Consider the following 22,969-nt stretch of genomic DNA (forward strand, 5'->3'; position numbering starts at 1 on the left):
CGCGATCGGTCCCGCCCCAGCGCTGTGCCCGGCGGTGTTGCCCGACATGCCGCTGGTGTTGTCCGGTTGGCCTCAAGGTCTATGCGTGGCGCGGGCTGTGCCCCAGGATCATGGTCATGGTTGACGTTCAGGTGGTCGGCGCGCGCGAGCGCGCCATGCACGCCGCCGCCATGCTGCGCTCGTCCGGTCTGAGCGTCCGCCTCGCTCCGTATCTCCCGTCCGCCGCCGGCCTGCCCAATCGCGGGGCACTCACCCTGCTGCTCTGGCGCCCCGGGCACGATCCCGTCCTGGAGGAGGCCCTGTTCGCCGACGGTACCCCGAGTCTGCACTGCTGGTGGGGCGACGCGGACGCCGAAGTGGGGCCGTTCGTCGTCAGCGGCGCCGGACCGTGTCCCCGCTGCCAGCGCTGCCGCCAGCCCCTCTCGCGCTCCGAGAGTCCGACGCTGCGCGCCTGGGCCCTCAGTTGGGCCTCGCTGCAGGCCCAGGCGTATCTGGCGCACGGCACCAGCGAGCTGATCGGAGCACAGTGGTCGTGGAGCCTCGGCGATCCGGGCCTCACCTCCACCACGTGGCACCGGCAGGAGGGCTGCCCCACCCCTGGCTGTGGCCCGCTATGAGTGAGAGAGCACCACGTCGAGACAGGCCTGGCCGTAACGATCGGCCTTGACCTTCCCGATCCCCGGCAGCTTCAGCAACTCCGGCACCGACCGCGGAACGGACTCGGCGATGGCTTGCAGAGTGGCGTCGGTGAACACGACGAAGGCCGGTACCTTCGCCTCCTCCGCCGTCGTCTTTCGCCATGCCTTCAGCGACGCCAGCAGCTCTTCGTCGTAAGCCACCTCGCAGTCTTCATGCCGGCCCAGCTTTCGCTCGGTCGCGGAGTGCAGCAGGGCGCCGCAGACCTTGCAGGGCCGCGACTTGAGCGACGTCGCGCGCTGCCTGGGCGCCTCGTCCCGGGGCGCCGCCGGCCCCCCGATCCCCGCGAGGAAACGCGACCGGCTGGACTGGCCGCCCTGCCACCGCCACGCCCAGCTGAGCCGCAGTTGGCGGCGCGCCCGGGTGATGGCGACGTAGAGCAGCCGTCGCTCCTCCGACAGCGCCGGCTCCTCCTGGCTCAGCACGAACGGAACCAGCCCTTCGCGCAGGCCGACGATGGCCACGTCGTCCCATTCCAGGCCCTTGGCGGCATGCATGGTGCTGAGGGTGACCGCCGCCGCGACGGGCGAGTGCTGCCACGACGCCCGTTCACCCAACCACGCGGCGGCCTCGCCGAGACTCCAGCCGTCCCGGTCGTCCCTATCGAGGGCTTCTTCGCGCAGGGTGTCGCGCAAGGCGGTGAGCGACTCCCAGCGCTCCCGCTGCCGTCCCTGTCCGGACGGCGGCTCGGTGGTCCAGCCCAGCTGGGCGAGCACCCCGTCGAGCGCCTCCAGCGCAGGCTGATCGGGGGCGGTCTCGGCGGCGCGCTGCACGCCGGTGACGGCCTGGCGCACCTCGGCCCGCTCGTAGAAGCGCTCGCTGCCGCGCACCGTGTACGGGACGTCACGCGCGCTCAACGCCGCTTCGAGTGCGGGTGCTTGGGCATTTATTCGGTAGAGCACGGCCATCTCGGCCCACGCGGTGCCGGCCGCTGCGCGCTGGCGCAGCCACTCGGCGACATCCTCTGCCTCGAAGCGTTCAGTGGTGGATGGGTCGAGAATGGGCATGGGCCCAGGCGCTTGGGTGGGACGCAAGGTCTCCGTCCTCGACGGGCGCAGCACCTTGGTGCCGACGCCCAGGATCTGCGGCGTGGAGCGGTAGTTGCGCACCAGGTGAATCGTCTTGGCTCCGGGATGCTCGTCGGCGAACCCCAGCAGGAAGCCGGGATCCGCGCCCGCGAAGGAGTGGATGGCCTGATTGGGGTCGCCCACCACGCAGACATCGTCGCGGCCGTCGACCCAGAGCGAGATCAGGCGGTGCTGCAGCGCCGAGACGTCCTGGTACTCGTCGACGACGAAGTGGCGGTAGGCCGACCGAATCTCCTCTGCCGCGGCCGGGTGCTCGCTGAGCAGAACGGCGTTGCAAAGCAGCAGGTCGTTGAAGTCGACCACTCCGGAATCAGTCTTGAGCTTCTCGTAGGCCGCGAACACGGCCCCCACCCTCGCCGGCTCCAGACCGGAGACCACCCGGCCCGTAGCGATCTCGGCGTATCGGGACGGCGTAACGTTGCTGGTCTTCGCCCAGCCGATCTCGGTGTCGAGGTCGCGCACCAGCGCAGTATCCGAGCCCCCGGTGACTTGATGGGCCGCCCGGGCCACCAGTGAGAACGTGTTGTCGGCCAGCGGCGGGAACGGCGCGCCGTAGACCTTGGGCCAGAAGAACTGGCACTGCCGCAGCGCCGCGGCGTGGATGGTGCGCGCCTGAGCCGAGCGCACCCCCAGCTGTGCCAGCCGGGAACGCATCTCGCCCGCCGCGCGCGTGGTGAAGGTGACCGCCAGCACCGCGGAGGCCTGATAGCGCCCCTCAGCCACCGCGTAGGCCACCCGATGCGTGATCGCACGCGTCTTTCCGGTGCCGGCGCCGGCCAGCACCACGACGGGACTGTCCAGCGACGTCGCCACCTGCCGCTGCTCCGGATCGAGGAACTCGAGAATCTGCTCTCCACTCACCCGCCCCATTGTGCCGGGCCCCACCGACAGTCCGATCTCGCGGCCACGCCTCTGCTCGTCTCGTGTCGTCTCTCGCACTTCTGTCGGAGGGGATCACTAGGGTGTGAAGCGACAGACGATGAGGAGGCGATGTGCTGACGTTGGTGACGGCCCCACGGTGGACGGGCCTCGTCGCGCATGTGTCCGCATGGCTTCGGGACGCTCTCACCGATCCGTTCGACAGCGCCCGCATCGTCGTCTCCGGCGCCGGCGCCGGACGTCTGCTGGGACAGGAACTCGCCCGGCTCGACGGCATCAGTGCGGGTGTCGAGGCCGTCTCACCCGCCCGCTGGGTGCGCGATCTCGCCGTCGGAGCGGGCCTAGAAGACCAATGGCGCGCGTGGCAGGGCCAGGCGCTGGTGGTGGCGGTGCTGGACCAGCTCGACGCGGTCGCGGCCCACAATCCGCTGCTCGCGGCGCACCTCGCGCAGGATCGTCCCACCCGAAGCCTCACCATCGCCGCTCGGGTCGCGGGGCTGTTTCGTCGCTATGCGCTCCACGCCCCGCACCTCGTGACGGAATGGCTCGGTGGCGGCGATGCCGGCCCCCAGGGCAAGGCGATTCCGGCCCATCTGAGCTGGCAGCCTGCCCTGTACCGTCTCGCCGTCGAGCATCTCCATGTGGATCCGCTCGCCCTGCAGGAATCACTGGTGCATGCCGCCGCGCAAGATCCCACTCCGCTGGGCGTCCTCGCCGTCGACGAGGTCTCTCCCCTCCATCTTCGGATGCTCAGCGCCCGGGGCCGGGCCACCCCGCTGCCCCTGTGGCAGCTGAACGACTCGGTGGGCCATCGATGGGCTCGCGAGGTGGCCACGGAGACGGTGCATCTCGGCGGCGATCCCAGGCCCGCGCCGCAGGCGGAACTGCACGAGTCGCACGGCCCGCTCCGCCAGGCGGAGGTGTTGCGTGAGCGTCTCACCCAGCTGTTCGACGACGACCCGTCGCTTGAGCCCCGCGACGTGCTGATCGTCTGCCCGCACCCGGAGGCCTACGCATCCGCCCTCGACTCGGTGTTCGGCGCCACCGACGAGCCGGGCTCGCATCCCGGCCGCACCCTGCGACTTCAGCCGCAGGCCTTCCGCGGGCGGATCAATCCGGCACTGGAGCTCCTGGAGGCTCTGGTCGCTCTGCCGGTGTCCCGCGCCTCAGCACCCGAGCTGACCGCCTTGCTGCTCAGTCCCCCGATCGCACATCGGTGGGGTCTCGTCGAGCACGCGGACGAGGTGGCCGAGCTGGTCGCTGAGGCGGGCATTCGTTGGGGACTGGATTCGGCTCATCGGGCGCGCTTCGGGCTCGACGGGCTGCCTCAGGGCACCTGGCTCAGCGGACTGGATTCGCTGCTCACCGGCTTGGCCCTGGCACGGGGATCCGCGCCCGTGCTGGCCGCCCCGGCGGCGCAAGGGGTCTCACCGTCAGACCTCGAGATCGTCGGCTCTTTGTGCGAAGTGCTCTCCCGGCTGCGCAAGTTCGTCGCGGAGTCGACCACGCCCGCCACCGTCGTCCAGTGGGTCCGACGCCTGCGCACGGCCCTCGAGGAACTCGCCGGACTGCCCGCCTCCGAAGCACGGCAGCTCGTCCAGGCCCACTCGGCGCTGACCGATCTCGAGCGCTCCGGCCCGGGCGGCAGGCAACTCACCCGAGCAGAGTTCGCCCGGTTGCTGTCGGCCGCACTGCCTGGACCAGCGCGTCGCACGCCCGCGGGCAACGGCGCCATCCAGGTGGTCGGGCTGGGTGAGCTGCTGCACGTGGACTTCCGCGTCGTCGTCCTCCTCGGACCGGAGGATGAATCCGCCGCGGTGGAGACGGCCGATTCGATCGACCTCGGAGATCTGATGCCAGACCTGAGACGACGGCGGCTCGATCACGTACTGGCCCACGCCCGGTCCGCCGAACGGCTGCTGGTGGTGCGGCGCGGATTCTCCGAACGCACCAACGCTCGGGTTCCGACGCCGGTACTGGTGAGCAGACTGTGGCACGAGCTCGGCGTCACGCCGTCGCTCGTCGTCCGTCATGCCGCGACGACGGTCGGATCTGCCTCTCGCCCGGGGCACGGCGCCGGTTTCGACGCGCTCGCTCATGAGGCGGCCTGCGCGAGACGGGCCCGAGACCGGCGCCTCGCGGCTGAGCCGACGGCGGCGCTTGCCCCCTGGGCGCGACGACGCCTCGCCGCCGCATCGCTGCCCATCGGCGATCCCCCCTCTCCGGAGCAGGCCGAGCGGGTCACGATCGCCGATCTCGTCGCCTTCCTCGACAACCCCGCCAAGGCCTTCCTCCGCGCCAGAATGGGCGTCACCTACTTCCCGCCGCCCGAGCTGAGGGAGGAGCTCCCGCTGAGCCTCGCCGGTCTCGACGCCTGGCAGATCCAAGACTTCCTGCTGCGCGCGGCCAAGGACGGAACCGATCCGGCGGTGGCCCGCACCGACGCGCGCCGCCAGGTGAGCGTCCCTCCTGGTTCGTTGGGGGCGGCCGTCGTGGACGAGGCGCTCGACCTCGTCCGTGGGCTGTGGGGGCAGGCGGCCGGCCAGTGGCAGGCCGCGCCGACGGAGCATCAACTCGAACTCGACCTTGGCGGGATCGTGCTCACCGACACCGTGCACGTACGCGGCGGCGATGTGGTCGCCGTCACCGTGAGCCAGGGGCCGAAGACCCTGCTGGCGCCATGGCTGTCCATGCTCGCCCTCTCGGCGACGGGCACCCCCGCCGGTGCCGTCGTGCATCGCGTCGCCAAGTTCCGAGGACAGCCGCTGCCGGAGTCGCGACGGATCGCCACACCGTCTGCGGATCAGGCGCTGGCGGTCCTGCGCACGGTCGCCGCCGCGTACCGGATCGGCCGCCAGCAGTTGCTCGCCGTGCCTCTCCAACCGGCGGTGACCCTGGTGCAGGAGCTCGGTTCGCGCGAGGGCATCCGGCTCGCCGACTGGCATCTTCCCTCCAGCGAGTTCCGGGCGCCCTGGCGATTCCGGCACGAGAGCTGGGATCTGTTCTTCGGCGATCGCGCCGCCGAGCTCTTCGACGACCCCGCCGGCCCGCTCGACCCGCCGTTCCCCCACCATCTCCTCCGCGACGACGTGCCCCCGCTGGTCGCCCGGTCGCGGTTCGCTTCGTGGGCGCTGGCGCTCTACCGCCCGCTGCTGAACGGGGGCTCCGAATGAGAGCCTTCGATCTGTCCGCGCCGCTGCCCCGTTCCACGGTGGTGCTGGAAGCCAGCGCGGGCACCGGCAAGACCTACACGATCGCCGCGCTCACCTGTCGCTACGTCGCGGAGCACGGCCACGAGATCGGCGACCTGCTGCTGATCACCTTCGGCAACGCCGCCAGCAACGAGCTACGCGATCGGGTCTTCGCCGCGCTCGCCCAGGCCGAGCACGATCTGGGGGCCTTCCTCGCCGACGGCCGACTGCCCGACGACGAGGTGGCACGCCAGCTCTGCTCCGCCGATGCCCCGCTCCGGCATCGGCGCCTGCGCGCCGCGGTGGAAGGTTTCGACGAAGCCACCATCGTCACCACGCACGCCTTCTGCCAGGCGATGCTGCGCTCGCTCGGCATCCTCGGCGATCACGATCCGTCCGAGCAACTGCTTCCCGACGCCCGCCGGCTGATCGAGCAGTGCACCGCCGATCAGTATCTGCAGGACTTCGCCGGGGGCACCGTCGACCAGGAGCACCTCCCGCTCCCCGCCAGGACGGCCATGGACATCGGGCGCGAGGCGTGCCTGCGTCAGATCCCGCTTCACCCGGCGGACAGCAGCCAGGCCCGTTTCGGCGAGTCCGTCCGGCGCCGCTTCGCCGCGCGCAAGCTGGAGCTGGGCGTGGTCACCTATGACGACCTGATCACCAGGCTGCGCGACGCCCTGCTCGATCCCGTCAGCGGCCGCGCGGCCATCCAGGTGCTGCGCGACCGCTACGCGGTGGTGCTGGTCGACGAGTTCCAGGACACCGATCCCCAGCAGTGGTCGATCATCGAGACGGCATTCGTGGCCGATGATCGGCCCACCATCCTGGTCGGCGACCCCAAGCAGTCCATCTACGGCTTCCGCAACGCCGACGTGCTGAGCTACCTCGAAGCCACCTCGAAGGCCGACAAACTCAGCCTGACAAGGAACTATCGCTCCGATCAGGCACTGATCGACGGGGTCGAGGAGCTGTTTGGGAATCTCCGGCTCGGCGATCCCCGGATCGTGGTGGAGCCGGTGCACACCCGCCAGCCGGGCAGCCGGCTCCGGCTGCCCGATGCCGAGGCCCGGGTCTGGATCCGCGGTTCCACCGCCGATCAGCTGACGGCCGACCCCGACGACGCGATCGCCGAAGACCTGGTGGGCCAGGTGCGGCGCCTTCTGGCGGGGGGACGGATCGAGGATCCGAACGCCCAAGAAGGGAGCCGGCCGGTGCGCCTGCATGACATCGTCGTGCTCACGCGCAGGGGCCGACGTGCCGAGGAACTGTGCCGACGACTGATCGACACGGGCCACCCGGCCACGCTGATGGGCCAGCGATCCGTCTGGCAGCAGGAGGCCGCCGCAGAGTGGCTCACCCTGCTGCGGGCGATGGCCGAGCCTGGCGTCGCGGCCAATCGGAAGGCGGCCCTGACCGCCCTGATCGGAGCTCACCTCGCCGCTCTCGCCGACGACTCCTCCCCAGCATCGGCGGAGGCCAGCGCCCTGATCCGGGAGCTGGCGCGCGACTTCGCCGACGGCGGCATCGCCGCAGCCTTCACCACCCTTCGGCTGCGCACCAGGCTCGACTCCCGGTTGCTCGCCGAGGCCGGCGGGGAGCGTCGTCTCACCGACCTGGTCCATGTCGCCGAGCTTCTCGGGGCCCAGGACTCCGGCGGTCTGACCGCCCTGACGGCATGGCTGGAGGGGAAGATCAGCGCACCTGGTGAGTCGGACGAGCCCATCCGGGCCGAGGACGACGCCGATGCCGTGCGGGTGATGACCATGCACTCGGCCAAGGGCTTGGAGTTCCCCATCGTGCTGTTGCCCGAGGTGAGCCGCACCTTGACGATCACCTACCGTCCGTTCCCGCTCATCGACGGCGACCGGCGGGTGCTCTACGTCGGCCCTCGGCCCACTCGCAACTCGCGCGTCGAGACCGAGCTCACCCGCCAGCTGCGCGACGAGGAGCTGCGCCTGCTCTATGTCGGGCTCACCAGGGCCAAGCACCTGGCCATCGCCTGGCACGTCGACGACGGCACCTCCGCCACCTCCCCCATGAGCGCCCTGCTCTACCGCGATCCCACCTCCCCCGAGCTCGGGCCCCGGTATGCCCCGGGCAAGGGCAACATCGCCTTCGACCGGCAGCGGGTGCTGCTCTCACGGCTCGACCCCGCACCGCAGCCCCGGCAGGCACCGCCCGTCTCCGGATCCGAACCGCCCTCTCCTCGAACGTTCATCCGCCGCGTCGACGCCACCTGGCGACGCACCTCCTACACGGGGCTTACCCAGGCCCTGCACGACGCGCCCATCGAGGCGGGCGACGAGCCGGCGTCCTTGGAGGCGCTGCCCGTCGACCCGTCGCTAGCGGTGCTCTCCCCCATGACCGGCCTGCCCTCCGGCGCCGCCTTCGGAACGCTGGTGCACGCCGCCCTCGAGCGTCTCGACTGGTCGCCTGCCACGCTCGCACAGGACGCCACGCGCGTCGCCACCGAGCTGGGCAGCCGGTTCGGGCTCGACGCACCCCGCTGCGCCATCCTCGCGAACGCGCTCGAGGCGCTCTGCCGCACGCCGCTCAGCCCCCTCACCGAGGCCACCTTGAGCCGGCTCGGCACCGCCGCGCGGCTGGCCGAGCTGGACTTCGATCTGCCGCTGGCCGACAAGGGCCGCCCCGCCACGGTCGGCCAGCTCGCGACGTTGATGGAGCGGCATCTCGACGCCACCGACCCACTCGCGGCCTATCCCGGCCGCCTCTCCGCCACCGAGGCCGCCGACGGCGTGCTGAACGGCTTCCTCACGGGGTCGATCGACGCCGTGCTGCGCACCCCGGAGGGCCGCTTCCTCGTGGTCGACTACAAGACCAACAACCTCTCGCCCTCCCCCGACGTACCCCAGACGCTCGGGCACTACACGTCGCGCGCCATGGCCGAGGCCATGATGCAGGCCCACTACCCGCTGCAGGCGCTGCTGTACTGCGCCGCGCTGCACCGCTACCTCGGGCTCCGCCTGCCGGGCTATGACCCGCACCGTCACCTGGGCGGCGTCGGCTACCTGTTCGTGCGCGGCATGGCCGGCCCCGAGACCCCGGTCGTCGACGGCGCCCGGTGCGGGGTCTTCTCGTGGTACCCCAGCCCTGAGCTGGTGGTCGCCACCTCGGATCTCTTGGGAGGCCAGGCATGAGAACCCATGAGGTGCCGGTCGCGGCCACGGGGCTGCTCCGCGAGTTCGCCGAGGCCGGCATGCTGCGCCCCATCGACTTCCACCTCGCGCGCCGGATGGCGCAGGCCTTCGGCGAGCGGAACCCCGACGTCGAGTTGGCCTTCGCCCTGACCGCTCGCGAGCTGCGGCTGGGCTCGGTCTGCGTCGACCTGGCACGCGCGCACGAGCTTCGCCCAGAGGCCGACATCGACGACGGCCTCTCCGGCACGGAGCCGCTCGCCCTCGCCTGGCCCGATCCCGACGCCTGGCTCGCCGCGGTAAGGGGGTCGGCTGCGGTCTCAGAGGCCGACGGCCCCAGCCGACCGTTCCGACTCGACCGCGGCCTGCTCTACCTGGAGCGCCATTTCGTCGACGAGCGCACCGTGGCAAACCAGCTGGGCGCCCGGGCCGCGCTGCCTGCTCCGACGGTCACCGCCGCCCAGCTCACCGCCGCCCAGGAGCGCCTCGCCGCGCGGCCCGACGCCCACCAGGACGCCGCTGTGGCGTCGGCGCTGGCCAACCGCACCACCGTGATCACCGGCGGCCCCGGCACCGGCAAGACCACCACCGTCGCGCGCATCCTCATCGCCTTGGCCGCGGACGGGTCGCGGCCGCGCGTCGCACTCGCCGCCCCCACCGGAAAGGCCGCTGCCCGGCTGCGGGCGGCCGTCGCCGAGAAGCTGCCGTCCGACGCCCCGCTGCGCCTCTGGGACGGCACGCTGCACAAGCTGTTGGGCGCCGCGCCACGGCGCCCGGTGCCCGCTCATCACCGGAACAACCCGCTCCCCTTCGACGCGGTGGTGGTGGACGAGACCTCGATGGTGTCGCTGGAGTATATGGCCCGGTTGCTCGACGCCGTGGCCGACCGCACCAGGCTGGTACTGCTCGGCGACCCCAATCAGCTGCGCTCGGTGGAGGCCGGCGCGGTGCTGGCCGACATCGTCGCTCGCCCCGAACTCGTCGACGGTGGATCGGCCGACGGCGTCTGCCGCCTCGACCACAACTGGCGCTCCGACGCGGCGATCAACGAGCTGTCCGCTGCCATCCTCGACGGCGACCTCGAGCGCTGCCGGGCCGTCTTCGAATCGGCCGAGCACGTGAGCTTCCACGACTACGACGGGGCCTCGCCCATGACGGTCGGTACCGTCCACGACGATGTCGTGCGCACGGCAACGACGGTGACGAGCGCCGCGGAGGCCGGCGACGGCCCGCGCGCCCTGGCGGCGCTGGACGGCCACCGAGTCCTCTGCGCGCATCGGGAGGGGCCGTTCGGCGTGCGCGCCTGGGCCAGAGCGGCACGCGCGGCCATCGCGTCGTCCGTCCCCGGCTACGGCGGAGCCGAGCACTACGTCGGCCAGCCGCTGCTGATCACCAAGAACTCGGATCAGCTCAGCAACGGCGACACCGCCGTGGTGATCCGCGGCAGCGGTCGCCTCGAGGCGGTGGTCGACGCTGCGGCGGGCATGCTGCGCCTCCCGCCGGCCTTGCTGGACGATGCGGCCGATCTCCACGCCATTACCATCCACAAGGCGCAGGGCAGCCAGTTCGCTGCGGTCACCGTGGTGCTTCCGCCGTTGGGCTCTCCGTTGGCCACCCGCGAGCTGCTCTACACCGCGGTCACCCGGGCTCAGACCCGGGTGAGCCTGTATGGCTCCTGGGACGCCTTCGCGCAAGCCGTCTCGACCCCGGTTCGCAGGGCATCCGGACTCGCCGGGAGCCGCTGAGTCATCGCTTGTCAGCTCAGGTTTGCCGGGTATTTTCGTGATTAATTGGACCCTTGGCACAACCTGACTCCGACTCACCGTAGGATCAGGGCTACGGCCGTGGACCCCTTCGATGGCGGCCGGAGGAAGGCCAAGGATGATCGTTACGCTCACCGCAAACCCATCCCTCGACCGGACCGTGGACCTGGACGGCGAGCTCACCCCCGGGGGTGTGCACCGCATTCAGGCGGATAAGACACAGCCTGGTGGAAAGGGCATCAACGTCGCCTTCGGTGTGCATCGCGCCGGCCTCGACGTGCTGGCGGTGTTCCCGGCGCCGGAGGCGGACCCGCTGCTCGGGCTGCTTGACGCGGATCAGCTGCCCTATCGGGCGGTGCCGTCGCCGGGCAAGGTGCGCACCAACATCACGGTGGTCTCGGATCCCGACGTGACCACCAAGATCAACGAGCCGGGTACTCCGCTGTCCGCCGACGACGTGGCCGCCGTGGAGTCCACGCTCGCCGATGCCGTGGGTGAGGGCGACACTGTCATGCTGTCCGGCTCGCTGGCTCCGGGTTTTCCCGCCGACGAGTACGCCACCTTGATCCGCCAGCTGCGGGCCAAGGGCGCGTGGGTCGGGGTGGACACCTCGGATGCCCCGCTGGCGGCTCTCTTCGCGGCCGGGCCGGACTCGGCGCCCGACTTCCTGAAGCCCAATGCCGAGGAGCTCGGACAGCTCACCGGCCGCGACGGCGTGGAGCTCGAGGCGCTGGTCGCCCAGGGCGACATGGCCGCCGTCACCGAGGCCGCGCGCCACCTGCACGAGCAAGGTGTGGCCGAGGTGCTGGTCACGCTCGGCGGTTCCGGGGCCGTCCTGGTCACCGCCGAGGGCGCGTGGTATTCCCCGTCGCCCAAGGTCTCCGTGGCCTCCACCGTCGGCGCGGGAGACTCCGCCACCGCCGGCTACCTGATCGGACGGGTCACCGGGGCCGCTCCTGCCGAGCGGCTGGCCTTGTCCATCGCCTACGGCGCAGTAGCGGTGTCGCTTCCCGGCACCACCATTCCCGCCCGATCCCAGGTGTCCCCCAACCCGGGCGCCGTCATCACACTCCAGTAACCGCTTAATGACGAGAGGCAACACATGACAACCCCACTCATCACTCCCGACCTGGTCAGGCTGGGGGTGGAGGTCGACGGTGACAAGCATGCGGTCATCGCCGCCATGGCCACCCTCATCGCCGGCACCGGGCGCGCAGAGCGCGACGGACTGCTCGACGGATTCGAGAAGCGCGAGGCGCAGTTCCCCACCGGCATGCCCGGTGGCATCGCCATCCCGCACTGCCGCACCGCCGCCGTCAGCGAGTCGTCGCTGGCGCTCATCCGGCTGGACACCCCCGTCGACTTCGGCGCCAAGGACGGCCCGGCCGACCTGATCATCGCGATCGCCGCCGGCGACGGCGCGGGCGACGAGCACATGAAGCTGCTGGCCAAGCTGTCGCGCTCCCTCATCAAGAAGGAGTTCCTCGCCGGCCTGCGTGCCGCGGAGACCCAGGAGGAGGCTGCCCAGCAGATCCTGGCCGTCGTGCAGCCCGAGTTGGTCGAGGGCTATGCCGAGCCGGCCGCGCCCGCCGCTGCTCCGGCCCAGGCCGCTGCTCCCGCAGCCGCTCCCTCTGCTCCTGCCGGACCGGTCATCCTGGCCATCACGTCCTGCCCCACCGGCATCGCGCACACCTACATGGCCGCCGAGGCCCTGGAGGCGGCCGCCAAGGAGAAGGGCATCGAGCTCTACGTCGAGACCCAGGGCTCCGGCGGCATCGAGCCGTTCACGGCCGAGCAGATCGCCAAGGCGAGCACCATCATCATCGCCGCCGACGTCGGCGTCTCCGGTCGCGAGCGCTTCAACGGCCTCGCCCTCATCGAGTCGGGTGTGAAGCGCCCGATGGCGGAGGCCGGCAAGATGCTCGACGAGGCCGTCGCGGCCGCGAACAACCCGAACGCACGTCGCATGCAGGCCGACGCCAAGGCGAGCTCCGACTCGTCGGCCGACGGACCGCAGGTGGGCTGGGGCAAGCGCATCCAGCAGGCCCTGATGACCGGCGTGTCGTATATGATCCCGTTCGTGGCGGCCGGTGGTCTGCTGACCGCGCTCGGCTTCCTGTTCGGTGGCTACGACGTGGCCTTCGTCTCCAACGACGTGGCTCTCAACTACTCGTTCTGGAACCTGCCCGAGGCGCAGACCTACATGCAGAACGGCGTCGAGCTGCTGACGGCTCAGTCGGGCTTCCGGCTGTACCTCGGCGCAGTCCTGGCTTCGCTCGGTGGCTTCGGCATGAGCTTCTTGGTGGCCGCACTGTCCGGCTACATCGCATTCGGCTTGGCAGGACGTCCCGGCATCGCTCCGGGCTTCATCGGTGGTGCCGTTTCCGTTGCCGTCGGCGCCGGCTTCATCGGTGGTCTGATCACCGGTATCTTCGCCGGCCTGGTCGCCATGTGGCTCGCCAACATGAAGCCCCCGCGCTGGCTCGCCGGCCTGATGCCCGTCGTGATCATCCCGCTGGTGACGACGCTGCTCGTCGGCGGCGTGATGCTGGTCCTGCTGGGCCGTCCGCTGGCCTCCCTGATGACCGCCCTGACCGACGGCCTCACCAGCATGTCCGGCGGTTCCTCGGCGATCCTACTGGGCCTCATCCTCGGCCTCATGATGTGTTTCGACATGGGTGGCCCCGTCAACAAGGCGGCCTACCTCTTCGCGACCGCTGGTCTCGCCGCTGGCACCCAGGCATCGTTCGAGATCATGGCCGCCGTCATGGCCGCTGGCATGGTCCCGCCGCTGGCGATGGCGCTGTCCACGACGCTTCGCCCGAAGCTCTACACCGCTGCGGAGCGCGAGAACGGCACCACGGCTTGGCTGCTGGGCGCCGCCTTCATCTCCGAGGGCGCAATCCCCTTCGCCGCGGCCGACCCGGCCCGCGTCATCCCGTCGATCATGGCGGGCGGCGGCGTCACCGGTGCGCTGATCATGGCCCTGAACGTCGGCTCGAAGGCTCCGCATGGCGGCATCTTCGTGTTCTTCGCGATCGAGCCGATCTGGGGCTTCCTCATCGCCGTCGTGGCTGGCGCGATCGTGGCGGGCATCCTGGTGACCATGCTCAAGCAGATGGGCGCCAACAAGAAGGCTGCTGCCGCAGCCTGATCGTCACCTGACGAAAACGAACCGCCCGGCCCCTGAGGGGCCGGGCGGTTCTTCGTGTATCTCAGGCGCGCACGGCGGCGATCGCCTTGGCCACCGCCTCCAGGTTGCCGTCGTTCAGCGCGGCGACGCACATCCGGCCTGCGTCGGTGCCGTAGATGCCGAACTCGGAGCGCAGCCGCACCATCTGGTCCTTGGTGAGGCCGGAGTAGGAGAACATGCCGAGCTGGCCGGCGATGAAGCCCATGTCCTCGACGCCCTCGGTCTCGAGCGCGGCCACCAGACCGGAACGAAGCGTCTTGATCCGGTCGCGCATCCGGCCCAGCTCGTCCTCCCACAGCGCGCGCAGTTCGGCGTCGTCGAGCACGCTGGCCACGACGGCCGCGCCGAAGGTGGCGGGGTTGGAGTAGTTGGTGCGGATGATGACCTTGAGCTGCGACAGCACGCGACGGGCCTCGTCGGCGTCCTGGGAGACCACGGACAGCGATCCGATCCGCTCGCCGTACAGGCTGAACGACTTGGAGAACGAGGTGGAGATCAGGCAGTCGACGCCGGCCTCGACGAAGCGAGCGATCACCGCGCCGTCCTCGGCGATGCCGAAGCCGAAGCCCTGATAGGCCATGTCCAGGAACGGCACCAGGCGGCCCTCGGTGACGATGGCCAGCACCTCCGTCCACTGTTCGGGGGTCAGGTCGTAGCCGGTGGGGTTGTGGCAGCAGGCGTGCAGCACCACGATGGTGCCCGGCGCCGCCGCGCGCAGGTCCTCGAGCATGCCGTCGAAGTCGATGCCGCGTGCCTCGGGGTCGTAGTAGCGGTACTCGTCGACCGTGAACCCGGCGCGCGTGAAGATGGCCCGGTGGTTCTCCCAGCTGGGGCTGGAGATCAGCACGGTGGCCGAGGGATCGGCCAGGTACAGCAGGTCGGCGCCGACGCGCAGCGCTCCCGTGCCGCCCAGCGTCTGGACGGTGGACACGCGTCCCTCGGTCAGCGCTGCGGAGTCCTCGCCGAACACCAGGCCACGCACCGCCTCGCGGTAGGCCGGCAGTCCGTCGATGGGGAGGTAGCCATGGGGCTTGGTCTGCGCCGTGAGCCTCTGCTCGGCCTCGCGGACGCAGTCGAGCAGCGGGAGCTTGCCGGACTCGTCGAGGTAGACGCCGACACCAAGGTTGACCTTGGTGGCCCGATCGTCCTTGGCGAAGGCCTCGTTGAGACCGAGGATGGGATCGGCTGGAGCCAGCTCGATGCTGTTCAGCTGCGACATGTCAGATTCCTTCCTTGGCTGCCGCTCCTCGGCACACCGGATTCAGCCTACTGCGAATCACCCATATCGCCGTTTCTCGCCTCATCGCGGACCCCCTGGCACTACTGTTTTGGCAACCGACGAGGAGCCCAGCATGAAGATCAACTTCGCGGAGTCCGCCCAGTCGACCCTCGGGATCGAGTGGGAGCTCGCGATCGTGGACAAAACCACGATGGAGCAGGTGCCGGGCGCGCCCATCGTGCTCGAGACCGTCGAAGATCCCGTCGACGGGCCGATCCGCGGGGAGTACCTCACGTCGATGATCGAGCTGGTCACCGGCGTGCACTCGACGGTGGCGAGCGCCGTCGCCGAGCTGAACGACCTGCTGGATCAGGTGACCGAGAAGCTTGACGCGCACGGGCTCGCCCTGATGGGCGCCGGCTGCCATCCCTTCGGCGACCCGACAGCGCAGAAGCCCGTCGACAAGCCCCAATACCGGCGCGTGACGGAGCGGGCCGCGTGGTGGGGGGCGCAGATGGCCATCAACGGGCTGCACATCCACTGCGGCATCAGCCATCGCGACAAGGCGCTGCCCATCACCTACGGCCTGGCCCGGTTCGGCCCGTACTTCATCGCACTGTCGGGCTCATCGCCGTTCTGGATGGGGAAGGACACCAAGTTCGCCTCGCAGCGCACCATGATCTTCCAGCAGCTGCCCACCAACGGGCTCCCCTATCACTTCGAGACCTGGGACGAGCTGGAGAAATTCGCCGGACAGCTGGAGAGCGTCGGCATGATCCAGAACCCCTCCGAGATCCGCTGGGACGTGCGGCCGTCGTCCTGGGGAACGGTGGAGAACCGCGCCATGGACTCGGTGCCCACCACCTTCGAGGTCGCCGCCCTGGCCGCGCTGTCGCAGACCTTGACCGAGCGGATGCATCGTGCGATCGACGACGGCGAGCCCATCGACCGGCTCCCCCACTGGTTCCTGCGCGAGAACAAGTGGCGCGCGGCCCGCTACGGGCTGGCGGCCGACGTCATCGTGCCTCGTCCGGACGAGTTCATGATCCACACCACCGACGGCATCCTGCGCTGGACCAATGACCTGCTCCCCGTCGCCGAAGAACTGGGCTGCGCGGAGGAGCTCGTCGGTGTGCAGACGCTCGTGCGCAAGGGGCCGAGCTATCTGCGTCAACGCCGCGTCTTCGCCGACACCGGGGGCGATATGGTGGCGGTCGCGCGGTCCATCGTCGACGAGACCCGGACGCGAACCCCGAGATTCAAGGAGCCGCTGTGAAGCCCTTCCTCCTGTTGAGCGCTCGTCCCGAGCCGGCGGCAGCGCGCGGCGAGTATCTGGCCGTGGCGAAGTTCGCAGGGCTCACGTCGCGCCAGCTGGTGCAGCACTCGGTGATCGACCAGCCGCTCGGCGGCATCGATCTCGGCGCGTACTCCGGCGTGATCCTCGGTGGCGGTCCCTTCAACTCCTCTGACGAGGACAAGTCGGATCTGCAGCTGAGGGTCGAGGCCGACCTGTCCTATGTGGTCGACGAGGTGCTCTCTCGCCAGATCGGCTTTCTCGGCCTCTGCTACGGCGTCGGCGTGCTGACCTCCGCGCTGGGCGGCGTGGTCGACCGCACCTATGGCGAGCCGCCCAGCGGCATCGCCGTCCGACTCACCGACGAGGGCCGCTCCGATCCGCTGCTGGCCGGCGTGACGGATGAGTTCGTCGCCTTCGTCGCTCACAAGGAGGCCTGCACCGAGCTCCCGGCGTCCGCGGTGCTGCTCGCCGAGGGAGACGACTGCCCCGTTCAGATGTTCCGCGTCGGTGAGCACGCCTACGCCACCCAGTTCCACCCGGAGCTCGACGCCGACGCCCTGGCCGACCGGCTGCGGATCTACCAGCACGCCGGCTACTTCGATCCGGACTCCCTGAGCGACCTGATCCAGATGGCCTACTCCACCTCGATGACCTCCGCCGTGCACAAGGTGCTCAGCAACTTCGCCGCGCGTTACGCGACAGACTGACCACTTCCGCGCAAAGTACTTGACCGTGACCGGTTCGCTCTCTACGCTACAAAATGAAACCGGTTTCATTCGAGGAGGAACGATGTCGAAGTCCACCCTGGCGACGTTCGGCATCCTGCTCGTGACCGCCATCTGGGGCTCCACCTTCTTCATCATCAAAGACGCGGTGACGCTGATCGACCCCATCGACTTCCTGGCGGTGCGCTTCACGATCGGCGCCCTCCTGCCGGCCATCGTCTTCCACCGCTCGCTGCTTCGCCTGACACTCAAGCAATGGGGCATGGGCCTGGGCCTCGGCGGCCTCTACGGCCTCGCCCAGATCGCGCAGACCGTCGGCCTGCGTCACACCGATGCCTCGATCTCCGGGTTCATCACGGGCACCTATGTGATCCTGACTCCGGTCTTCCTCTGGATCTTCTTCAAGTCGCGCCTGAACCTCACGACGTGGCTCGCCGTCGGGCTCGCCGCCGTGGGCCTGGGCGTGCTCAGCATCACCGGCCTCGGCTCTGGCGGCGGCCTCGGCGAGCTGCTCACCCTCATCGGCGCCGCCCTCTACGCCGTGCACATCATCGTCCTCGACCGGTGGTCCAGGGCCATGGACGCGATGTCGCTGACCGTGGTCCAGTTGATCGGCGTGGCGATCGTCGTCGTTGTGCTCGGCGCACCCGGCGGGTACCACGTGCCGACCGAACCGAGCGTCTGGGGGGCGATCGCATACACCGCGATCGTGGCGGGCATCGTCACCATGCTGCTGCAGACCTGGGCACAGCGCCATATCTCCCCCACAAGGGTCGCGCTGCTGATGACCTTCGAGCCGGTGTTCGCCTCCGCCTTCGCCGTCGGGTTCGGGGGCGAGGATCTGACAGTGCGCCTCCTTCTCGGCGGCGGACTGATCCTGGGCGCCACCCTGCTCGGCATCCGCAGCGGCACACCCGAGCCGACGGAGCTGCATACCCTCGCCGACCCCGCATCGCCTCCCTCCGAGGAACCCAAGAGTCCCGACAAAGAGTCTCGTCAACGTCGATAGATCAGGAGAACACCATGACCATCAGCATCACCCGCCGCCAGCTCGGCGGACTGGCAGGCCTCGCCACGGCGGCCGCGGGCCTCAGCGCCTGTTCGGGATCCGGCTCCGGAGGAGGCGGCAAGGGCAAGGTCGTCTGGTCCACCTGGGGCTCCCCCGAGGATCTGAAGAGCTTCGACCGCTTCCAGGAGGCCTTCAAGGCCAGCAACACCGACATCGAGCTCGTCTTCCAGCCCACCCCGTCCTACAGCGAATACCACTCGAAGCTGCTCACCCAGCTCTCCTCCGGCACCGCCCCCGACGTGTTCTACATCGGCGACGACCGGGTGGCGTCGATCATCCGCAACAACGTCCTGATGCCCATCGAAGGCGCCGGCGTCAGCGAGTCCGACTTCGCCGACAACGTGCTCGACATCGCCCGCTGGGAGGGCAAGCTCTACGCCCTGCCCAACGACGTCAATCCCGACACGCTCTGGTACGACAAGCAGGCGCTCGCCGACGCGGGTATCACCGAGGATCCCGCCGAACTGGCCGCCAATGACCAGTGGACCACCGAGGCCTTCTTCGGCATGACGGCCAAGCTCGCCGCCGCAGGCCTCACCGGCGCCGTGTACTGGAACTACTGGGCGACCCACGACGGCTTCATCACCGCCGGCGGCGGCAAGGTCTACGACGACCAGGGCGCCTACGTCGCTCACACCGACGCGGCCAGCGTCAAGGCGCTCGACGACTACGCCCAGCGCTTCCAGACCGGCGAGTTCAAGCTCGCCGACCTGCTGCCCGAGGGCTCCGGCTCCGAGACGCTGCTGGTCACCCACAAGCTCGGCTTCCTCGCCGCCGGCCGCTACACCATCGGCGCGATCCGGGGCGCCGGCGTTGACGAGGCCCTCTACGACATCGTGCGCTGGCCCACCGTCGACGGCAAGGCCGCTCCCACCGGCGTCGCCGCCTCCTACCTCGCCATCAACGCGAAGGCCGCCGACCCGGAGGCGGCGCTGAAGTTCTTCACGGCCTTCCTCAATATCGAGGGTCAGAAGCTGCGCCTCGAAGGTCAGGGCAACGCGGTGCCGTCGATCAAGGGCGCCGACGACATCGTGCTGAGCGATGGCTACCCGGCGCATGCTCAGACGATGCTCGACATGCGCGACATCGGCTACTCCAACTTCGCCACCGAAGCGGCCGTTCCCGATCTGTCCAACCAGATCTCGGTGGAGTACATGCAGCCGCTGTACGAGGGCAAGTCCGACACCCAGACCACCCTCGACGCCGTCGCCAAGCTCGTGGAAGAGAAGACGAAGCAATGAGCAACGCCGCCACCGCCGGGGTCAGCCCCCGGCGGTCGTGGCGCGAGAAGGACCGGCGGTGGGGCATGCTGTTCGTCGCCCCACAGGCGCTCGGCATGCTGCTGTTCACGCTGCTGCCCTTCACCGCCGCGTTCCTGCTCGCGTTCACGGAATGGAACGGCTTCGGGATGCCGCGCTTCGTCGGCCTCGAAAACTTCGCCGATCAGCTGACCAGCCCGCTGCTCGGGCGCGCGATCGTCAACACCCTGGTGATCGCCGTCGTCACGGTGCCGATCGGCTTGTTCCTCGCCATCCTCGCCGCCGTGGTGCTGAACAAGATCAAGGGCCGCCCGGTCTACCTGGTCATGTTCTTCGCACCCGTCGTGACCAGCTCCGTCGCCATCGCCCTGATCTGGTCGCAGCTGCTGCGCACCGACGGCGTGATCTCCGGGGCCCTGAGCGGCGTGCTCGGCATCGCGCCCATCGACTGGCTCGGCAACCCGTACTTGGCGCTCTTGTCGGTCTGCCTTGTGACCATCTGGGCATCGCTCGGACTCAACGTCGTGATCTTCATGGCGGGCCTGCAGTCCATCTCCCCCTCGGTGATGGAGGCGGCCGCCATCGACGGCGCCGGACCCGTCGCGCGGTTCTTCAAGGTGACGCTGCCACTGCTGTCGCCCATCGTGTTCTACCAGTCGGTGGTGGCGTTCATCAGCTCGCTGCAGACCTTCGACCTGGTCTTCGTCCTGGTCAAGAACGCCGGCCCCGACAACGGCACCCGCACCATCGTCTACCACATCTACGACCTCGGCTTCGCCAAGTCGCAGTTCGGCGTCTCGAGCGCCGCCTCCATCGTCCTGCTGCTCCTGACCCTGCTGATCACGGCTGCTCAGTTCGGGGCGCAGAAGAAGTTCGTCCACTACGAGAGCTGAGCCATGTCTACACCTACAACGACGCGTCGGCGCGGCGGACTCGGGTGGCTGAAGCACCCGCTGGTCCTGGTGGCCGGACTGACCATGGTGGCCCCGTTCATCTGGATGGTGCTCACGGCCTTCAAGGGCCTGCCGCAACTGCTGCAGGAGCCCTTGTCGATCCTCCCCGACCCCTGGGTCTTCACCAACTTCGCCGACGCCTGGGACGCGCTGCCGTTCGGCCGCGCCTACGCGAACTCGATCTACATCACCGTGCTCGTGGTGGCCGGCACCCTGCTGACCACCTCGATGGCCGCCTACGGCTTCTCCCGGATCCCGTTCAAGGGATCGAAGGCACTGTTCATGGTGTTCCTCGCCATGCAGATGGTGCCCAAGCAGGTCACCCTGGTGCCGTTCTACTTCTTGATGGCGCAGATCGGCTGGGTCGACTCGCACCTCGCGCTGATCATCCCGGCGATCATGGTCAACCCGTTCGGCGTCTTCCTCGCCCGCCAGTTCATCGTCTCGATTCCGGTCGAACTCGAAGAGGCGGCGATGATCGACGGCGCCTCGCGCTGGCGGATCTACTGGACGATCATCCTGCCGACGATTCGCCCGGGTCTGGGCGCGCTGGCCATCATCGTCGCGCTGGACGCATGGAACAACTTCCTGCTTCCGCTGGTGCTGCTGAACTCCACCGAGCTGTTCACCGTCCCGCTGCTGCTGAGCCAGTTCCAGGGCCAGTACGGAGGCATGAACTACGGCCTGGTGATGGCGGCCACGGCGCTGTCCACGGTGCCGATGCTGATCGCCTTCGTGATCGGACAGCGTCAGATCATCGAGTCGCTGGCCACCTCCGGCCTTGGAGGTCGCTGACGTGACGCCGGATCTCGGCCGGGATCTGGCTCCCCGGTTCGATCTCGTCGAGGTGCCCTACACGGTGCGACGCTCGCGGCTGCTGGTGCGGCGGGGCCCGGCCGGGTTGACGGTCTATCGCGCGGCCTATGAGCGAGGGCTACGGGACAGCGTCGTGGCCGGCGACCTGCGGTTGCTGGACGATGCCGGCGCGGAGGTGCCGGTGCGGCGGGCGAGTCCGCTGAAGATCGGCTTCGACGGTGGGGCGAGCCTCGTCGTGACGCCCGACGACGGCGTCCACCTCGGCGGCATTCCCGCCGGGTGGCGCCTCGTCGCGGATCTCACTCTGCCGCCCGCCGAGGTCGCGCTCACCCCTGACCGCCTGGTCCTGCCGGATGATGCCGTCGTCCGGGTCGATGGCACCCTCACCGAGATCCTGCTGCCTGCCGGAGGGGAGATCGGCATCGCCTGTGCCGGACCGCTCGAGGCATCCTTCGCCGAGGCCCGCGACTTGGTGGCCGCCGAGCTCGCCGCCTGGATGGGGCGCTGCCCCGACGTCTCTCCTCGGTGGCGCGAGGCCACCCGACTCTGCTGGTGGGTGCTGGGCGTCAACACCCTTGTCCTGGACGCACCCGAAGGCCTGAACCGGGCCGTCGTGCCGTCGAAGATCGGTTACGTGGGCCTCTGGCAATGGGACGCCTACTTCATCGCGATCGGTCTGAGGCACGGGGATCCGGAGCTGGCCGCCGAGCAGCTGCGCATCGCGCTCGCCTACCCCACCGCCGAGGGCCAGCTGCCCGATGTGGTGCACGAGGAGGGCGTGCTGGCCTCGAGCGACGATCTCCCGCGCGGCGACCTGGAGAACCTGCGTCGTCTCGGTTCGCCGAGCCTCGCGCACGCCACGGTTCCCCTGACCAAGCCGCCGCTGACCGCGCTGGCGGTCGGCCGGCTGGCCGAGGTCTGCGGGCCATCGGTCATCGAGGAATCGCTGCCGACGATGCTGGTGGCGCAGCACTGGTGGTACCGCAAGTCCGCGCCCGGTGGGCACCCGGCATACCTGCATCCGTACTCCAGCGGGCTGGACGACTCCCCCATCTTCGACCACGACGCGATCGTCGTCTCGCCCGACCTCACCGCCTACCTGATCCTGTCCGACGAGTTGCTCGCGGGCTGGCTGGAACAAGCGGGGCGCGCCGAGGAGGCCTCCGAGTGCCGCGAGCGCGCGGCTGCCTCCTTGAGCCAGTTGCTCGGCACCTGGGACGCCGAGCGGGGCTTCTTCCCCACCCTCGGCGAGCACGGTTCACCGCTGGCCTCCGAGACCGTGGTCAGCCTGATGCCGCTCCTGGCCTCGGACCTGCCCCCGGAGCAGCGCGACGCTTTGGTCCGCGCGATCTCGGATCCGGAGCGTTTCGGCACGCCGCACCGGCTGCCGACCGTCGCCGCGAGCGATGCCGACTACAGCACCGAGCGCATGTGGCGCGGCCCCGTGTGGGTGAACACCACCTGGCTCGTCATCCAGGGCCTGCGTCGACACGGCCTCGACGAGCTGGCGGATCGGCTCTCGGAAGGAATCCTGGAGCTGGTGGAGCAGAGCGGTCCCGCCGAGTACTTCCGTCCCGACACCGGTGAGCGCGCCCGCACCGCCACCGTCTGCTTCGGCTGGTCGGCCGCACTCACCATCGACCTCGCGGTCGCCCTGAGCTGA

At 69.7% G+C, this 22,969-nt stretch carries 15 protein-coding genes; 13 read left to right on the forward strand and 2 right to left on the reverse strand.

Annotated elements, in window-relative coordinates; genetic code table 11:
* The first annotated feature begins 116 nt into the window (after positions 1–116).
* A complete protein-coding gene (locus P0D62_RS00305) occupies positions 117–617 on the forward strand; it encodes a hypothetical protein (protein WP_275700619.1) in 501 nt (166 codons plus the stop codon).
* Here P0D62_RS00305 and P0D62_RS00310 read toward each other — a convergent pair.
* Positions 612–2,654, reverse strand: coding sequence for an ATP-dependent DNA helicase UvrD2 (locus tag P0D62_RS00310; protein ID WP_275700620.1), 2,043 nt, complete (start codon positions 2,652–2,654; stop codon positions 612–614). The genes P0D62_RS00305 and P0D62_RS00310 overlap by 6 nt on opposite strands.
* Before the next feature lie 122 nt (positions 2,655–2,776).
* Between P0D62_RS00310 and P0D62_RS00315 the strand changes: the two genes are divergently transcribed.
* The 5 genes from P0D62_RS00315 to P0D62_RS00335 all read left to right on the forward strand — a co-directional run bounded on the left by P0D62_RS00315 (position 2,777) and on the right by P0D62_RS00335 (position 13,929).
* On the forward strand, positions 2,777–5,836 hold the full coding sequence (locus P0D62_RS00315; protein WP_275700621.1) for an exodeoxyribonuclease V subunit gamma: 3,060 nt from the start codon (positions 2,777–2,779) through the stop codon (positions 5,834–5,836).
* On the forward strand, positions 5,833–9,015 hold the full coding sequence (locus tag P0D62_RS00320; protein ID WP_275700622.1) for a UvrD-helicase domain-containing protein: 3,183 nt from the start codon (positions 5,833–5,835) through the stop codon (positions 9,013–9,015). Before P0D62_RS00315 ends, P0D62_RS00320 begins: the two co-directional genes overlap by 4 nt.
* Positions 9,012–10,757, forward strand: a complete 1,746-nt coding sequence (recD, locus tag P0D62_RS00325; RefSeq protein WP_275700623.1) for an exodeoxyribonuclease V subunit alpha — start codon at positions 9,012–9,014, stop codon at positions 10,755–10,757. Before P0D62_RS00320 ends, recD begins: the two co-directional genes overlap by 4 nt.
* Positions 10,758–10,893: 136 nt before the next feature.
* Positions 10,894–11,853 (forward strand): 1-phosphofructokinase family hexose kinase, encoded by a 960-nt coding sequence (locus tag P0D62_RS00330; protein ID WP_275700624.1) that lies wholly within the window; start codon positions 10,894–10,896, stop codon positions 11,851–11,853.
* 24 nt (positions 11,854–11,877) lie between these two features.
* On the forward strand, positions 11,878–13,929 hold the full coding sequence (locus tag P0D62_RS00335) for a PTS fructose transporter subunit IIABC (protein ID WP_275700625.1): 2,052 nt from the start codon (positions 11,878–11,880) through the stop codon (positions 13,927–13,929).
* A gap of 61 nt (positions 13,930–13,990) precedes the next feature.
* On the opposite strand, the gene P0D62_RS00340 is transcribed toward P0D62_RS00335, so the two are convergent.
* Complete coding sequence (locus P0D62_RS00340; protein WP_275700626.1) at positions 13,991–15,187, reverse strand: amino acid aminotransferase; 1,197 nt, start codon at positions 15,185–15,187, stop codon at positions 13,991–13,993.
* A gap of 133 nt (positions 15,188–15,320) precedes the next feature.
* On the opposite strand from P0D62_RS00340, the gene P0D62_RS00345 reads away from it, so the two are divergent.
* From P0D62_RS00345 to P0D62_RS00375, 7 genes are all read left to right on the forward strand, one after another.
* A complete protein-coding gene (locus P0D62_RS00345) occupies positions 15,321–16,463 on the forward strand; it encodes a carboxylate-amine ligase (RefSeq protein ID WP_275700627.1) in 1,143 nt (380 codons plus the stop codon).
* Complete coding sequence (locus P0D62_RS00350; RefSeq protein ID WP_275700628.1) at positions 16,460–17,191, forward strand: glutamine amidotransferase; 732 nt, start codon at positions 16,460–16,462, stop codon at positions 17,189–17,191. Before P0D62_RS00345 ends, P0D62_RS00350 begins: the two co-directional genes overlap by 4 nt.
* A gap of 82 nt (positions 17,192–17,273) precedes the next feature.
* Positions 17,274–18,218 carry a DMT family transporter gene (locus P0D62_RS00355; protein ID WP_275700629.1) on the forward strand — a complete coding sequence of 315 codons (945 nt, stop codon included), beginning with the start codon at positions 17,274–17,276 and terminating at the stop codon, positions 18,216–18,218.
* A gap of 14 nt (positions 18,219–18,232) precedes the next feature.
* Positions 18,233–19,519: an extracellular solute-binding protein gene (locus P0D62_RS00360; RefSeq protein ID WP_275700630.1), complete on the forward strand. Its 1,287-nt coding sequence runs from the start codon at positions 18,233–18,235 to the stop codon at positions 19,517–19,519.
* Positions 19,516–20,430, forward strand: a complete 915-nt coding sequence (locus P0D62_RS00365; RefSeq protein WP_275700631.1) for a carbohydrate ABC transporter permease — start codon at positions 19,516–19,518, stop codon at positions 20,428–20,430. Before P0D62_RS00360 ends, P0D62_RS00365 begins: the two co-directional genes overlap by 4 nt.
* 3 nt (positions 20,431–20,433) lie before the next feature.
* Entirely contained in the window at positions 20,434–21,285 is an 852-nt protein-coding gene (locus P0D62_RS00370) for a carbohydrate ABC transporter permease (protein ID WP_275700632.1), read from the forward strand.
* Between the two features lies 1 nt (position 21,286).
* Positions 21,287–22,969, forward strand: coding sequence for an amylo-alpha-1,6-glucosidase (locus P0D62_RS00375; RefSeq protein ID WP_275700633.1), 1,683 nt, complete (start codon positions 21,287–21,289; stop codon positions 22,967–22,969).

The organism is Tessaracoccus caeni, assembly GCF_029211185.1.
Taxonomy (GTDB): domain Bacteria; phylum Actinomycetota; class Actinomycetes; order Propionibacteriales; family Propionibacteriaceae; genus Arachnia; species Arachnia caeni.

Coding starts and splice junctions, on each gene's coding strand:
- P0D62_RS00370 (WP_275700632.1), top strand. CDS start 20,434: ATGTCTACACCTACAACGACGCGTCGGCGCGGCGGACTCGGGTGGCTG.
- P0D62_RS00360 (WP_275700630.1), top strand. CDS start 18,233: ATGACCATCAGCATCACCCGCCGCCAGCTCGGCGGACTGGCAGGCCTC.
- P0D62_RS00335 (WP_275700625.1), top strand. CDS start 11,878: ATGACAACCCCACTCATCACTCCCGACCTGGTCAGGCTGGGGGTGGAG.
- P0D62_RS00310 (WP_275700620.1), bottom strand. CDS start 2,654: ATGGGGCGGGTGAGTGGAGAGCAGATTCTCGAGTTCCTCGATCCGGAG.
- P0D62_RS00340 (WP_275700626.1), bottom strand. CDS start 15,187: ATGTCGCAGCTGAACAGCATCGAGCTGGCTCCAGCCGATCCCATCCTC.
- P0D62_RS00365 (WP_275700631.1), top strand. CDS start 19,516: ATGAGCAACGCCGCCACCGCCGGGGTCAGCCCCCGGCGGTCGTGGCGC.
- P0D62_RS00330 (WP_275700624.1), top strand. CDS start 10,894: ATGATCGTTACGCTCACCGCAAACCCATCCCTCGACCGGACCGTGGAC.
- recD (WP_275700623.1), top strand. CDS start 9,012: ATGAGAACCCATGAGGTGCCGGTCGCGGCCACGGGGCTGCTCCGCGAG.
- P0D62_RS00345 (WP_275700627.1), top strand. CDS start 15,321: ATGAAGATCAACTTCGCGGAGTCCGCCCAGTCGACCCTCGGGATCGAG.
- P0D62_RS00305 (WP_275700619.1), top strand. CDS start 117: ATGGTTGACGTTCAGGTGGTCGGCGCGCGCGAGCGCGCCATGCACGCC.
- P0D62_RS00355 (WP_275700629.1), top strand. CDS start 17,274: ATGTCGAAGTCCACCCTGGCGACGTTCGGCATCCTGCTCGTGACCGCC.
- P0D62_RS00320 (WP_275700622.1), top strand. CDS start 5,833: ATGAGAGCCTTCGATCTGTCCGCGCCGCTGCCCCGTTCCACGGTGGTG.